We start from the raw sequence: 13,491 nt of genomic DNA, 5'->3' as shown, positions 1-13,491 counted from the left end.
GGGCAACCCCAATAACCTGTGGGAGCGAGCTTGCTCGCGAAGGGGCCAGATGCTCCAACAAACCTTTCAGCCTGGAATGCAGAACGCCAACCCGAAGGTTGGCGTTCTGTTCAGCTCAAGCGAGGCTTAGCGCGGCACGACCGGCTTGCGGGTCGGTTTGGGGCCCTTGCCCTTGGCCGCGTCCTTGCGCTCCTTGGCCGCCTGCTGGTTGCGAGCGAATGCCGCCGCCTTGGCCTGTTCACGCTTGTCCCACGGATTGCCGCCATCGCTCGCGCGGGGGGGCAGGCCGGTGTGCTGGGTGAGGATCTTGGTGGTCTTTTCCCCTGCAACCTTGTGGCTGCCGGCTGGCGTCGAGTTCTTGCGACGGGCGCTCTGGTAGCTGTCGGTGGACGGCTGGTGCAATGGAATCAACTGGTTCTTGCCCGGCCCGATCAGGTCGGCGCGGCCCATGCGGGTCAGCGCTTCACGCAGCATCGGCCAGCCTTTCGGGTCGTGATAACGCAAGAACGCCTTGTGCAGACGACGCTGCTCTTCGCTCTTGACGATAGTCACCGCGTCAGACTTGTAAGTAACCTTGCGCAGCGGGTTCTTGCCCGAGTGGTACATCGCGGTGGCGGTGGCCATCGGTGACGGGTAGAACGCCTGCACCTGGTCGGCACGGAAGCCGTTGCCCTTGAGCCACAGGGCCAGGTTCATCATGTCTTCATCGGTGGTGCCCGGGTGGGCGGCGATGAAGTACGGAATCAGGTACTGCTCCTTGCCTGCTTCCTTGGAGTACTTCTCGAACATGCGCTTGAACTTGTCATAGCTGCCGATGCCCGGTTTCATCATCTGGTTGAGCGGACCTTCCTCGGTGTGTTCCGGGGCGATCTTCAGGTAACCACCGACGTGGTGGGTCACCAGCTCTTTAACGTACTCCGGCGACTCGACCGCGAGGTCGTAACGCAGGCCGGAAGCGATCAGGATCTTCTTCACACCCGGCAATTCACGGGCACTGCGGTACAGCTGGATCAGCGCCGAGTGGTCGGTGTTCAGGTTCGGGCAGATGCCAGGGAACACGCACGATGGCTTGCGGCACGCGGATTCGATTTCCGGGCTCTTGCAGGCAATGCGGTACATGTTCGCGGTCGGGCCGCCGAGGTCGGAAATCACGCCGGTAAAGCCCGGGACTTTGTCACGAATCTCTTCGATTTCGCGAATGATCGACTCGTGGGAACGGTTCTGGATGATCCGGCCTTCGTGCTCGGTGATCGAGCAGAAGGTGCAGCCGCCGAAGCAGCCACGCATGATGTTCACCGAGAAGCGGATCATGTCGTAGGCCGGGATCTTCTCCTTGCCGTACGCCGGGTGCGGAATGCGCGCATAAGGCATGCCGAACACGTAGTCCATTTCTTCGGTGGTCATCGGAATCGGTGGCGGGTTGAACCAGACGTCCACTTCGCCATGCTTCTGCACCAGCGCACGGGCATTGCCCGGGTTGGTTTCCAGGTGCAACACGCGGTTGGCGTGTGCGTAGAGCACCGCATCGTTGCGGACTTTTTCCACCGACGGCAGACGTATCACGGTCTTGTCGCGGGTCATGCGCGGGCTGGCCAGGATCTGTACGACCTTGGCTTCCTGCGGATCATCGACCGGACCCTTTTCCTGCTCGATGGCGCAGGCCTGGGTGTCCTGAGTGTTGACGTACGGGTTGATGATCTTGTCGATCTTGCCCGGACGGTCGATGCGCGTGGAATCGACTTCGTACCAGCCTTGCGGCGTGTCACGACGGATGAACGCGGTACCGCGCACGTCGGTGATGTCTTCGATCTTGTGACCATAGGACAAACGCTGGGCGACCTCGACGATGGCCCGCTCGGCGTTGCCGTAAAGCAGGATGTCGGCGCTGGCGTCGATCAGGATCGAGTTGCGCACACGGTCTTGCCAGTAGTCGTAGTGGGCGATGCGGCGCAGGGACGCTTCGATGCCGCCGAGCACGATCGGCACGTGCTTGTAGGCTTCCTTGCAGCGCTGGCTGTAAACCAGGCTGGCGCGGTCAGGACGCTTGCCCGCCAGGCCACCCGGGGTGTAGGCGTCGTCGGAACGGATCTTCTTGTCCGCGGTGTAGCGGTTGATCATCGAGTCCATGTTGCCGGCCGCGACACCGAAGAACAGGTTCGGCTCGCCGAGCTTCATGAAATCGTCTTTGGACTGCCAGTTCGGCTGCGCAATGATCCCGACGCGGAAGCCCTGGGACTCCAGCAGCCGGCCGATGATCGCCATGCCGAACGAAGGGTGATCGACGTAGGCATCACCGGTGACGATGATGATGTCGCAGGAATCCCAGCCGAGCTGATCCATCTCCTCCCTGCTCATGGGCAGGAATGGCGCTGGCCCGAAACATTCGGCCCAGTACTTGGGATAGTCAAATAACGGCTTGGCTGCTTGCATGTCGATAACCGGTGTTGGCTTTCATTGAATTTCGCGGGCGCGGAATATAGCACAAATTTTGACCAATTCCGACGGCTATGGTCGGAAATTGCGGTGACGCCATCGCGAGCAAGCTCGCTCCCACAGGTTCAATGCAATCCCTGTGGGAGCGGGCTTGCCCGCGATGAGGCCCAATCAGTCGCTACAAATCATTCGTCATCATCGAAGTTGTAGCTACCCGGCGCCAGGTTCTCGAATCGGGTGTACTTGCCGATGAACGCCAGGCGGATAAACCCGATCGGGCCGTTCCGCTGCTTGCCGATGATGATCTCGGCGATGCCTTTGTGCTCGGTCTCCGGGTGATACACCTCGTCGCGATACACGAACATGATCACGTCGGCGTCCTGCTCGATCGCTCCGGATTCCCGCAAGTCGGAGTTCACCGGGCGTTTGTTCGGACGTTGCTCCAGGGAACGGTTGAGCTGCGAGAGCGCCACCACCGGGCATTGGAATTCTTTCGCCAGGGCTTTCAGGGACCGGGAGATCTCGGAAATCTCGTTGGTCCGGTTATCGCCACTGGAACCCGGGATCTGCATCAGTTGCAGGTAGTCGATCATGATCAAGCCGATTTCGCCGTGCTCACGCACCAGACGGCGGGTCCGGGCGCGCATTTCCGACGGGCTGATGCCGGCGGTATCGTCGATGAACAGCTTGCGGTCGTTGAGCAGGTTGACCGCCGAGGTCAGGCGCGGCCAGTCGTCGTCTTCAAGCTGACCGGAACGGACCTTGGTCTGGTCGATACGACCCAGGGAAGACAGCATACGCATGATCAGCGATTCGCCTGGCATCTCGAGGGAGTAGACCAGGACGGCCTTTTCGCTGCGCAACACGGCGTTTTCCACCAGGTTCATCGCAAAGGTGGTTTTACCCATCGATGGACGGCCGGCGACGATGATCAGGTCGGACGGTTGCAGGCCGCTGGTTTTCTCGTCGAGGTCGGTGTAACCCGTGGACAGCCCGGTAATGGCGTTGTCGGTGTTGAACAAGGTGTCGATGCGGTCGATGGCCTTGGTCAGCAGGTCATTGACGCCCACCGGGCCACCGGTTTTAGGTCGGGCCTCGGCGATCTGGAAGATCTGCCGCTCAGCCTCGTCGAGAATCTCGGCGGCAGTGCGCCCCTCAGGGTTGAACGCGCTGTCGGCAATCTCGGTACTGATACCGATCAGTTGGCGCAACGTCGCCCGCTCGCGAACGATCTGCGCATAGGCCTTGATGTTAGCGACGGACGGGGTGTTTTTCGCCAGTTCGCCCAGGTAACCGAGACCGCCGACCTGTGAAGTCTGACCTTCCTTGTCCAGTTGTTCGGACAGGGTCACGACGTCGATCGGCATGTTCTGATCGGCCAGCTTGGCGATCGCGCGGAAGATCAGACGGTGGTCATGTCGATAGAAATCGCCGTCGGAGACTTGATCAAGCACACGTTCCCAGGCGTTGTTGTCCAGCATCAGACCACCGAGCACGGCCTGTTCGGCCTCGATGGAATGCGGCGGCACCTTCAGCGCGGCGGTTTGCAGATCGTATTGCTCAGGAGCGGAGATATCGTTCATGGCCACTTGGTTGTTTAGAAAAAGCAGGGGTTGAAAAACAGGAGCTACCAAAAAGACAAAGGGCACGACCTGTAAACAGGATCGTGCCCGATGTTACCGGCAAGCACCCGAGGGTGCCAGCCGACAAGTGCTGCTTAAGCTGCTACCACGACAACGCGTACGGTGGCTTCAACTTCGGCGTGCAGGTGCACGGCTACGTCGAATTCGCCTACGTTGCGGATAGTGCCGTTCGGCAGACGAACTTCGCTCTTCTGCACTTCAACGCCGGAGGCGGTCAGTGCGTCAGCGATGTCGTGAGTACCGATCGAACCGAACAGCTTGCCTTCGTCGCCAGCGGTGGCAGTGATGGTCACTTCCAGCTCGGCCAGTTGGGCAGCGCGGCTTTCAGCCGACGATTTACGATCTGCTGCAGCTTTTTCCAGCTCGGCACGACGCTCTTCGAACGCAGCCAGGTTGGCTGGGGTCGCAGCGGTAGCTTTGCCGTAAGGCAGCAGGTAGTTACGACCGTAACCAGCCTTAACGTTCACTTTGTCACCCAGGTTGCCCAGGTTGGTGACTTTTTCCAGAAGGATCAGTTGCATGTGAAAATCCTCTTAACTTTTAACCTTCACCGTTCGCGTTATCGGCATCTTTCGGTGCCGAACGACCGCGAAAATCAATCAGGCTGTCGACGATGGCCAGGACCACCAGCAACGGATAGATCAGTTGCATGAACAGCAACAGCGTCACGTACAACCCCACCAACCAGAACCTGGCCAGTCGCTTCTGCGCCACCAGCCCGTGAATCAGGGCCAGCCCGGCGAACACCAGCGGTACGCTGCACAACGGCGTCAACATGGCCATCTGTGGGCCGATGTTCGGCCCCAAAAGCATGCACGCCAGCAGCAACATCGCCGGCAACAGCGGGAAGCGGATGGCGCGAAACTCGCGACCAAAACCGCCCGGGTTGTACAACAACGCCTGCCAGTAGCGCCCGACAAGCAGGCTCAGCAAGCTGACGATTTGCAACAACGCCGCAATCAGGCCGGTCAGGACCGGTGCAATCAGGGACGCGAAACGCGCTTGTTCGTCTACCGACAACTTCTGGTAGACGTCACCGAGTAGCGACGGCATGACCTTGATCAAAGCCTGCGCCAGCATCTCGATCTGGGGAGCAAAAGCTGTCCCCAACACCACTGAAAACACCACCCCCATCGCTATGCTGACCAGCAGCACGCGGTTCCAGGACTCGCTTGCGCGCAAAACCAGCGCAAGGCTCGCAGACCCCAGCAGCACCAGAAGTGCCCGTGGGTCTTCGGAGTACAGCCACCAGGCCAATGCCGGCAGCAGTCCCAGAGCAAGAACGCCCAGGGCGTCCCTCAATCCGCGCCGCAGGAGCACAAGGCATCCGGCGGCAGCACCCAACCAATACAATAACGGCATCGCCGCGCATCCAGCCACTACGAGAGTGGCCTGCATACGGCCGCGCATGATGAACTCAGCTATGGCCCGCATGCATTCAATCCTTTGCTACGTGTCGACTGCCCGGTCTCAGCGGCCGTGGCTGTCGGTGTAGGCCAGCAGGGCCAGGAAGCGGGCGCGCTTGATAGCGGTGGCCAGCTGACGCTGATAACGAGCTTTGGTACCGGTGATGCGGCTTGGAACGATTTTGCCGGTCTCGGATACGTAGGCTTTCAGAGTGTTGAGATCTTTGTAATCGATCTCTTTCACGTCTTCAGCGGTGAAGCGGCAGAATTTACGACGACGGAAGAAACGTGCCATTTGATAGGCTCCTTAAAAGGTCCGTGGATTACTCGTCAGCGTTATCGCTGTTGTCGCTGTCATCACTGTCAACGCTTTCAGCGCCTTCGTGCTCAGGACGGTCGCGACGCTCACGGCGCTCACTGCGGTTTTCTTCAGCCTTGAGCATCTCGGACTGGCCGGTAACGGCTTCGTCGCGACGGATGACCAGGTTACGGATCACTGCATCGTTGTAGCGGAAGTTGTCTTCCAGCTCGGCCAGGGCCTTGCCAGTGCACTCAACGTTCAGCATCACGTAGTGAGCCTTGTGAACATTGTTGATTGCGTAGGCCAGTTGACGACGGCCCCAATCTTCCAGACGGTGGATTTTGCCGCCGTCTTCTTCGATCAGCTTGGTGTAACGCTCAACCATGCCGCCGACTTGCTCGCTTTGATCCGGGTGGACCAAAAAGATGATTTCGTAATGACGCATGAATGCTCCTTACGGGTTGTAGCCTGCCGCTCAAAAGCGGTCAGACAAGGAGTGAATGACACTTATGGACTTGCGGACGCTAGACACGTTGGTGCCTGCCATCACAGCAAGGGGCGCAATTGTAGAGAAGGGGCGAGGGAGGCGCAAGGTAATTGGTGATTAATTGAACAGCTCGTTCACACCACAATTTTTGCCTCACTACAACCCCCTGTGGGAGCGAGCTTGCTCGCGATGAGGGCACCACATTCAACATTGATGCTGAATGTGACACCGCCATCGCGAGCAAGCTCGCTCCCACAGGGGATTTGCAGCAGGTCAGGATTTCTTGGCGGCAGCCTTGGCTTTTACACTGCGCTGGCGCTGCGCTTCGAACAGGCAGACACCCGTCGCCACGGAAACGTTGAGACTGCTGACACTACCGGCCATCGGCAGGTTCACCAGATAGTCGCAATGTTCGCGGGTCAGGCGGCGCATGCCCTTGCCTTCGGCACCCATGATCAGGATGGTCGGGCCGGTGAGGTCCTGATCATAAAGACTGACTTCGGCCTCCCCCGCCGTACCGACAACCCACAAGCCGCGCTGCTGGAGTTTTTCCAGGGTGCGCGCCAGATTGGTCACGGCAACCAATGGAATCACTTCCGCTGCGCCGCAGGCGATTTTTCGCACAACCGGAGTCAGGGTCGCCGACTTGTCCTTCGGCACGATCACTGCCAACGCACCCGCCGCATCGGCCGAACGCAAGCAGGCACCGAGGTTGTGCGGATCGGTCACGCCGTCGAGCACCAGCAACAACGGCGCGCCGTCGGTGCGATCGAGCAATTCATCGAGCATCGCCTCGCCCCAGACCTGGCTCGGACTCACGTCCGCGACCACACCCTGGTGCACGCCTTCAACCCAGGCGTCCATTTCGCGGCGCTCGGCCTGGCCGACCTGGACCCGGTTTTCGTTCGCCAGCTCAATCAGCGTCTGGACCCGAGGGTCATTGCGACCTTCGGCCAGCCAGATCTGCTTGACGCGTTTCGGGTGGTGACGCAACAGCGCTTCTACAGCGTGTACACCGTAGATCTTTTCCAACTGACTCATGGCTTGGCCTTAGGTTTACGCGCCCCACCAGTCTTGGCTGGAGCCGAGCCCGCTTTTGGCGGGCCTTTACGATGTTTGCTCGGTTTGGCTGGCTTGCCGCCGACGGCCTTGTCAGGCGTCGACCGACTGGTCTTTCCCCCAGACGCCGCTTTACCGCCGCTTTTCGCACCAGCCAGCAACGCCTGCTTCATTTCACGGCTTTTGCGCACTTCGGCGTTTTTCGCCGCCGCATCGCTCGGGCGATAGGCTTCTACAGCCTTTTCCTTGGCAGGACGACGACCGGTTTTCGCCGGGGCCTCTGCTTCGGCTTTAGCCGCGGGCGCTGTCGCTTCGGCGCCACGTTTTTTGCGGCCGATCGGCGCACTGATGGTTTTTTCAGCCATCTCGAAGTCGATCTTGCGTTCGTCGAGGTCGACCCGCATGACCCGCACTTCCACGGTGTCACCCAGGCGGAAACTGCGACCGGTACGCTCACCGGCCAGGCGATGGTGCACAGGATCGAAGTGGTAGTAATCGCCCGGCAGCGCGGTAACGTGCACCAGGCCTTCGACGTAGATATCGGTCAGCTCGACGAACAGGCCAAAACCGGTCACAGCGGTGATCACGCCCGGGAACGACTCGCCCACGCGATCTTTCATGAACTCGCATTTGAGCCAGTTCACGACGTCGCGGGTCGCTTCGTCGGCACGGCGCTCGCTCATCGAGCACTGCTCGCCGAGCTGCTCCAGCGCCGCTTCGTCGTACGGATAGATGCGTGCTTTCGGAATGGTCATCGCACCGGCACGGCGAACGTGCGGGGTGTTCTGCTTCGAATGGATCACGCTGCGAATCGCCCGGTGCGTGAGCAAATCCGGGTAGCGGCGGATCGGCGAAGTGAAGTGCGTGTACGCCTCGTAATTCAGGCCGAAGTGACCCTGGTTATCAGCGCTGTACACGGCCTGACTCAACGAACGCAGCATGACGGTCTGGATCAGGTGGAAATCCGGACGATCCTTGATACCGGCCAGCAGTGCCTGGTAATCCTTCGGCGACGGACCATCCTTGCCTTTGTGCAGGGACAGGCCGAGCTCGCCAAGGAAGGCGCGCAGCTTTTCCAGGCGCTCTGGTGGCGGACCATCGTGAACACGGTACAGCGCCGGGATCTCATGCTTTTTCAGGAACTCGGCGGTGGCCACGTTGGCCGCCAGCATGCATTCCTCGATCAGCTTGTGAGCGTCATTGCGCACGGTCGGACGGATTTCGGCAATCTTGCGCTCGGTACCGAAGATGATCCGGGTTTCCTGAGTTTCGAAATCGATCGCGCCACGCACATGACGAGCCGCCAGCAATACCTTGTACAGCGAGTAGAGCTGCTTGAGGTGCGGCACCACGTCGGTGTATTCGCCGCGCAGCTTGCGCGCTTCGGTGGCTTTCGGCGTTTCGAGCATCGCGCTGACCTTGTTGTAGGTCAGGCGGGCATGGGAGTGGATCACCGCCTCGTAGAAGCAGTAGTCAGTCATTTCGCCGGTTTTGGAGATGGTCATCTCGCAAACCATGGCCAGACGATCGACTTGCGGGTTCAGCGAGCACAAACCATTGGACAGCTGCTCAGGCAGCATCGGAATCACACGCTCGGGAAAGTACACCGAGTTGCCGCGAACCTGCGCTTCGGCATCCAGCGCCGAACCGAGCTTCACGTAGCTGGATACGTCGGCAATCGCCACGTACAGCTTCCAGCCACCGGAGAACAGACGCAGTTTGCCCGGACGGGCTTCGCAGTAGACCGCATCATCGAAGTCGCGGGCATCTTCGCCGTCGATGGTGACGAACGGCAGATGACGCAGGTCGATGCGCTTCTCTTTGTCCTTCTCTTCGACTTCCGGCTTGAGCTTGCCGGCTTCCTTGAGCACGGCGTCAGGCCAGACGTGAGGAATGTCGTAGGTACGCAGGGCAACATCGATTTCCATGCCCGGCGCCATGTAGTTGCCCACGACTTCGACCACGTCGCCTTGCGGCTGGAAGCGTGGCGTCGGCCAGTGAGTGATCTTCACTTCGACGAACTGACCGATCTGCGCGTTGGCGTTACGACCTGGCGTGACCAGCACTTCCTGCTGGATTTTCGGGTTGTCGGCAACCACGAAACCGATGCCACCCTCTTCGAAGTAGCGGCCGACGATGCTCTCGTGAGCCCGGGAAACCACTTCGACGATCATGCCTTCGCGACGACCACGACGATCCAGGCCGGATACACGGGCCAGCGCACGGTCGCCATCGAACACCAGGCGCATCTGCGCCGGACTCATGAACAGGTCGTCACTGCCGTCGTCCGGCACCAGGAAGCCGAAGCCATCACGGTGACCGCTGATCCGGCCCAGGATCAGGTCGAGCTTGTCCACCGGCGCATAAGTGCCGCGTCGGGTGTAGATGAGTTGAGCATCGCGCTCCATGGCGCGCAGGCGGCGGCGCAGGGCTTCGATCTGGTCTTCCGTGGTCAGACCAAACTCTTCGACCAGTTGCTCGCGGTTAGCAGGCGAACCTCGATCAGCAAGATGCTGAAGGATCAGTTCACGGCTAGGAATAGGGTTTTCATATTTTTCCGCTTCACGAGCGGCCTCGGGATCGAGGGACTGCCAATCGGCCATTAGAGAGTTTTCACCTTGTCTATATGCGGGTTAGTTTGGCATAGGCGTAATGAAACGGGAAATTTCAGGCTAAGACGACCCATCTAAAGCCCTGTATCGACACCGAAAAGCCGTTTTGAAGACCGTCGGCGAAATTTTCCAGGTTTTTTTGATGCCGGGGGTTTACAGTTAAAAAGACGCTCCGTATAGTGCGCGCCATCGACGACGGACAACGTTGCCGATACTGCCCAGATGGTGAAATTGGTAGACACGCCAGCTTCAGGTGCTGGTGACCGCAAGGTCGTGGAAGTTCGAGTCTTCTTCTGGGCACCAATTTCGAGCTTGAGATTAGTTCAATTTCAAGGCTCACACAAAAACCCGCGAAAGCGGGTTTTTGCATTTTGGACTGCTGGTTTATTTTTTTTAAATCAGGGGTTTACAGATCAAATAGCTCTCCGTATAGTGCGCCACATCAACAGTGACAACGCTGAAGATGAATGCCCAGATGGTGAAATTGGTAGACACGCCAGCTTCAGGTGCTGGTGACCGCAAGGTCGTGGAAGTTCGAGTCTTCTTCTGGGCACCAATTCAAATTCAAGGTTACGACCTTGAATTTCACAGAAACCCGCGAAAGCGGGTTTTTGCGTTTCTGGCCTTTGAAAATGCTCGAACCACCACCATTCATGTGGCGAGGGGGCTTGCCCCCGTTGGGTCGCGAAGCGGCCCCAGTGCATACTTCAACACACCGCATTTGCCGATTTTACGACTGCTTCGCAGCCGAACGGGGGCAAGCCCCCTCGCCACAAAAGCCCCCCCCATTTACCGCACGCACCAAACGTCCTTCAACATCACAAAACGCATTTGAGAAACAATATCGTTTATCATTGTTGCAAGTTTTTGCAATGCGACAGTGAGGAACCCTGCGAATGATGTTTCGAAATACCCTGCGCCGTGGCCTGACCATTACCCTGCTAGGCCTGGCGCTCGCCACTCCCCTCACCCAAGCCGCCGACCCGGTTGCCCTGACCCTCTACAACGGCCAGCACAAAGAAGTCGGCGATGCGGTTGCCAAAGCTTTCGAAGCCAAGACCGGGATCCACGTCAGTGTGCGCAAAGGCAGCAGCAACCAGCTCGCCAGCCAGATCGTCGAAGAAGGCAATCGCTCTCCCGCCGACGTGATCTACACCGAAGAGTCGCCGCCACTGAACAAACTCGGTGAACAAGGCCTGCTCGCCAAGGCGAATGACGCCACGCTGGCCGTTCTGCCCAAGGAATACGTCGCCGGCAATGGCACCTGGATTGGCGTGACTGCCCGGGTACGCGTCGTTGCGTTCAACCCCAAGCTAATCGATGAAAAAGACCTGCCGACCTCGGTGATGGAGTTCTCCGATCCAAAATGGCAAGGCAAGGTCGGCTTTGTACCCACCAGTGGTGCCTTTCAGGAACAGGCCGTTGCGATCATCAAGGTGCACGGCATGGACGCAGCCGAAGAGTGGCTGACCGGCCTGCGTGCATTCGGCAAGACCTACAGCAACAACATGGTTGCATTGAAAGCGGTGGAAAATGGCGAAGTCGCCACCGTGCTGGTCAACAATTACTACTGGTTCGCCCTGCAGAGGGAAAAAGGCCAGCTCAATTCGAAACTGCATTACTTCACCGGCGGCGATGTCGGCGGACTGATCACCGTGTCCAGCGCTGCCGTTCTCAAATCCAGCAAACACCCCAAAGAAGCACAGCTATTGCTCGCCTACATGGCCAGCGAGGAAGGCCAGCGTGTGATCACCCAGACCACCGCCGAATACCCGCTGCACAAGGGCATGGAATCTGACCGCGGGCTCAAGCCGTTCAGCGAACTGGAAGCACCCAGAGTCACGCCTGCCGACCTCGGCAACGCCGAAGAAGCGCTGGACCTGGAACGTGATGTTGGCCTGAATTGATGGGTGCCTCACTGTCTGCGCATCACGCGTACGCGCCACGGCGCAAGCGGCCGTCTATCTGGCTGATATTGCCCGTATTGCTGCTGGTGGCGCTCAGCCTCCTGCCTCTGCTGTATGTCGGCCTGAAAGCCTGGCAGGCGGGCTGGGCAGAAGCACTGCATTTGCTATGGCGACCTTATGTGTTCGGCTTGCTGCGCAACACACTCGCATTGATGATTGGGGTCACCGCTGTTTGCGGGGTAATCGGCTTGTCGCTGGCCTGGTTGCTGGAACGCAGTAATTTGCCGGGCCGACGATTGTGGGGCGTGATCCTCTGCCTGCCGTTCGCCGTACCGGCATTTGTCAGCAGCTTTACCTGGGTTTCGTTGAGCGCTCATTTCGAGGGACTTGGCGGGGCTATCCTCGTGATGAGCCTGTCCAAATACCCGCTGATTTTCCTGCCCGTAGCGGCAACGCTGCGCAACCTTGACCCGTCCCTCGAAGAGTCCGCGCGCACGCTGGGGCAGAATCGTTGGGGCGTATTTTTCAAGGTCACCCTGCCCCTGCTCTGGCCTTCGCTGCTGGCGGGTTCGTTGCTGATTGCACTGCACATGCTGGTGGAGTTCGGCGCCTTGTCGATCATCGGCCTGCAAACCTTCACCACCGCGATCTATCAGCAGTTCGAACTGGAGTTCAGCAATGCCAACGCCGCGATGCTCTCCGCCGTACTGCTGATGTTGTGCCTGGCACTGTTGTGGCTGGAGCTGCGCATGCGCGGCAAGGGTCGACACGCGCGCACCGGCCAAGGTGCGGCGCGGCGCGCGGAACAGGTTCAACTGGGCCCCTGGGCTGTGGTGGGACAGCTTTATTGCCTGCTGCTGGCAATCATTGGCAGCGGGATTCCGCTGGGCATGCTGGCCTACTGGTTGGCGGTGGGATCATCGGCAGCCTTTCCCGTGGCGGCAATCGGCGAAGCATTGCTGTCCTCCCTGGCACTGTCGCTGGGTGGCGCTGCACTGTGCCTGGTGCTGGCGGTGCCGGTTGGCCTGCTGGTCGTGCGCTACAAAGGCCAACTGGCGATCTGGGCCGAGCGCCTGCCATTTCTGCTGCACGCACTGCCGGGGCTGGTCATTGCCCTGACCCTGGTGTATTTCGCCCTGCACTACGTGCCGATGCTTTACCAGACTTCGGCATTGCTGCTGATCGCCTATGCCCTGCTGTTTCTGCCGCTGGCCCAGGCGCCGATCCGCACTGCCCTGAACAAGGCGGCGCCGCAACTTGAAGAGGCGGCACGCACGCTGGGCGCATCATCGTTCAGCGCGTTTTGCCGAGTGACGCTGCCGATCATTTTCCCGGCGCTGGGCGCGGCTTTTGCCCTGGTGTTCCTGGATGCGATGAAAGAGCTGACAGCGACTTTGCTGTTGAGCCCAACCGGGCTGAATACATTGGCAACGGAAGTCTGGGCACATACCGCGAATGTGGAGTTTGCGGCGGCGGCGCCTTATGCAGCGTTGTTGATATTGGTGTCGGGGCTGCCCGTTTACCTGTTAACGACCCGAATGTATTTGAGTCGTTGATAAAGCAAAAGATCGCAGCCTGCGGCAGCTCACAGGGAAACGCATATTCCCGTGCAGGAGCTGCCGCAGGCTGCGATCTTTTGATCT

10 protein-coding genes and 2 tRNA genes are annotated in these 13,491 nt (G+C 59.4%); 4 read left to right on the top strand and 8 right to left on the bottom strand.

Annotation, left to right across the window (positions count from 1 at the left end; translation table 11 throughout):
- Positions 1–126: 126 nt before the first annotated feature.
- The 8 genes from ACM6IK_RS25040 to rnr all read right to left on the bottom strand — a co-directional run bounded on the left by ACM6IK_RS25040 (position 127) and on the right by rnr (position 9,932).
- Positions 127–2,430, bottom strand: coding sequence for a YgiQ family radical SAM protein (locus tag ACM6IK_RS25040; protein ID WP_008048090.1), 2,304 nt, complete (start codon positions 2,428–2,430; stop codon positions 127–129).
- Between the two features lie 188 nt (positions 2,431–2,618).
- The gene (dnaB, locus tag ACM6IK_RS25035) at positions 2,619–4,016 is read right to left on the bottom strand and encodes a replicative DNA helicase (RefSeq protein WP_108218426.1); all 1,398 of its coding nucleotides are present in this window, start codon (positions 4,014–4,016) and stop codon (positions 2,619–2,621) included.
- 134 nt (positions 4,017–4,150) lie between these two features.
- Positions 4,151–4,597: a 50S ribosomal protein L9 gene (gene rplI, locus ACM6IK_RS25030; protein ID WP_034149636.1), complete on the bottom strand. Its 447-nt coding sequence runs from the start codon at positions 4,595–4,597 to the stop codon at positions 4,151–4,153.
- Positions 4,598–4,616: 19 nt separating this feature from the next.
- Complete coding sequence (locus ACM6IK_RS25025) at positions 4,617–5,510, bottom strand: hypothetical protein (RefSeq protein WP_108218425.1); 894 nt, start codon at positions 5,508–5,510, stop codon at positions 4,617–4,619.
- 36 nt (positions 5,511–5,546) lie between these two features.
- A complete protein-coding gene (gene rpsR, locus ACM6IK_RS25020; protein WP_002551829.1) occupies positions 5,547–5,777 on the bottom strand; it encodes a 30S ribosomal protein S18 in 231 nt (76 codons plus the stop codon).
- Positions 5,778–5,805: 28 nt separating this feature from the next.
- Positions 5,806–6,228, bottom strand: a complete 423-nt coding sequence (gene rpsF, locus ACM6IK_RS25015; protein WP_007982042.1) for a 30S ribosomal protein S6 — start codon at positions 6,226–6,228, stop codon at positions 5,806–5,808.
- 315 nt (positions 6,229–6,543) lie between these two features.
- The gene (gene rlmB / locus ACM6IK_RS25010) at positions 6,544–7,311 is read right to left on the bottom strand and encodes a 23S rRNA (guanosine(2251)-2'-O)-methyltransferase RlmB (RefSeq protein ID WP_007973273.1); all 768 of its coding nucleotides are present in this window, start codon (positions 7,309–7,311) and stop codon (positions 6,544–6,546) included.
- Positions 7,308–9,932 (bottom strand): ribonuclease R, encoded by a 2,625-nt coding sequence (rnr, locus tag ACM6IK_RS25005; RefSeq protein WP_414876442.1) that lies wholly within the window; start codon positions 9,930–9,932, stop codon positions 7,308–7,310. Before rnr ends, rlmB begins: the two co-directional genes overlap by 4 nt.
- Positions 9,933–10,157: 225 nt before the next feature.
- Between rnr and ACM6IK_RS25000 the strand changes: the two genes are divergently transcribed.
- The 4 genes from ACM6IK_RS25000 (at position 10,158) to ACM6IK_RS24985 (ending at position 13,404) form a co-directional block, all read left to right on the top strand.
- A tRNA-Leu gene (locus tag ACM6IK_RS25000) sits at positions 10,158–10,244 on the top strand.
- A 166-nt stretch (positions 10,245–10,410) separates the two neighbouring features.
- Positions 10,411–10,497 (top strand) — tRNA-Leu (locus tag ACM6IK_RS24995).
- Between the two features lie 340 nt (positions 10,498–10,837).
- Positions 10,838–11,848, top strand: coding sequence for an extracellular solute-binding protein (locus ACM6IK_RS24990; RefSeq protein ID WP_414876441.1), 1,011 nt, complete (start codon positions 10,838–10,840; stop codon positions 11,846–11,848).
- Positions 11,848–13,404: an ABC transporter permease gene (locus tag ACM6IK_RS24985; RefSeq protein ID WP_414876440.1), complete on the top strand. Its 1,557-nt coding sequence runs from the start codon at positions 11,848–11,850 to the stop codon at positions 13,402–13,404. Before ACM6IK_RS24990 ends, ACM6IK_RS24985 begins: the two co-directional genes overlap by 1 nt.
- The last annotated feature ends 87 nt before the right edge of the window (positions 13,405–13,491 follow it).

The organism is Pseudomonas sp. IT-196MI5, from assembly GCF_949767415.1.
GTDB lineage: Bacteria > Pseudomonadota > Gammaproteobacteria > Pseudomonadales > Pseudomonadaceae > Aquipseudomonas.
The sequence above is the reverse complement of the archived record's forward strand: the minus strand, read 5'-3'. Positions and strand labels throughout refer to the sequence as shown.

What these genes read in the sequence shown, in the direction of transcription:
- ACM6IK_RS24985 (WP_414876440.1), top strand. Translation starts at nt 11,848, where the DNA reads ATGGGTGCCTCACTGTCTGCGCATCACGCGTACGCGCCACGGCGCAAG.
- rlmB (WP_007973273.1), bottom strand. Translation starts at nt 7,311, where the DNA reads ATGAGTCAGTTGGAAAAGATCTACGGTGTACACGCTGTAGAAGCGCTG.
- rpsF (WP_007982042.1), bottom strand. Translation starts at nt 6,228, where the DNA reads ATGCGTCATTACGAAATCATCTTTTTGGTCCACCCGGATCAAAGCGAG.
- ACM6IK_RS25040 (WP_008048090.1), bottom strand. Translation starts at nt 2,430, where the DNA reads ATGCAAGCAGCCAAGCCGTTATTTGACTATCCCAAGTACTGGGCCGAA.
- dnaB (WP_108218426.1), bottom strand. Translation starts at nt 4,016, where the DNA reads ATGAACGATATCTCCGCTCCTGAGCAATACGATCTGCAAACCGCCGCG.
- rpsR (WP_002551829.1), bottom strand. Translation starts at nt 5,777, where the DNA reads ATGGCACGTTTCTTCCGTCGTCGTAAATTCTGCCGCTTCACCGCTGAA.
- ACM6IK_RS24990 (WP_414876441.1), top strand. Translation starts at nt 10,838, where the DNA reads ATGATGTTTCGAAATACCCTGCGCCGTGGCCTGACCATTACCCTGCTA.
- ACM6IK_RS25025 (WP_108218425.1), bottom strand. Translation starts at nt 5,510, where the DNA reads ATGCGGGCCATAGCTGAGTTCATCATGCGCGGCCGTATGCAGGCCACT.
- rplI (WP_034149636.1), bottom strand. Translation starts at nt 4,597, where the DNA reads ATGCAACTGATCCTTCTGGAAAAAGTCACCAACCTGGGCAACCTGGGT.
- rnr (WP_414876442.1), bottom strand. Translation starts at nt 9,932, where the DNA reads ATGGCCGATTGGCAGTCCCTCGATCCCGAGGCCGCTCGTGAAGCGGAA.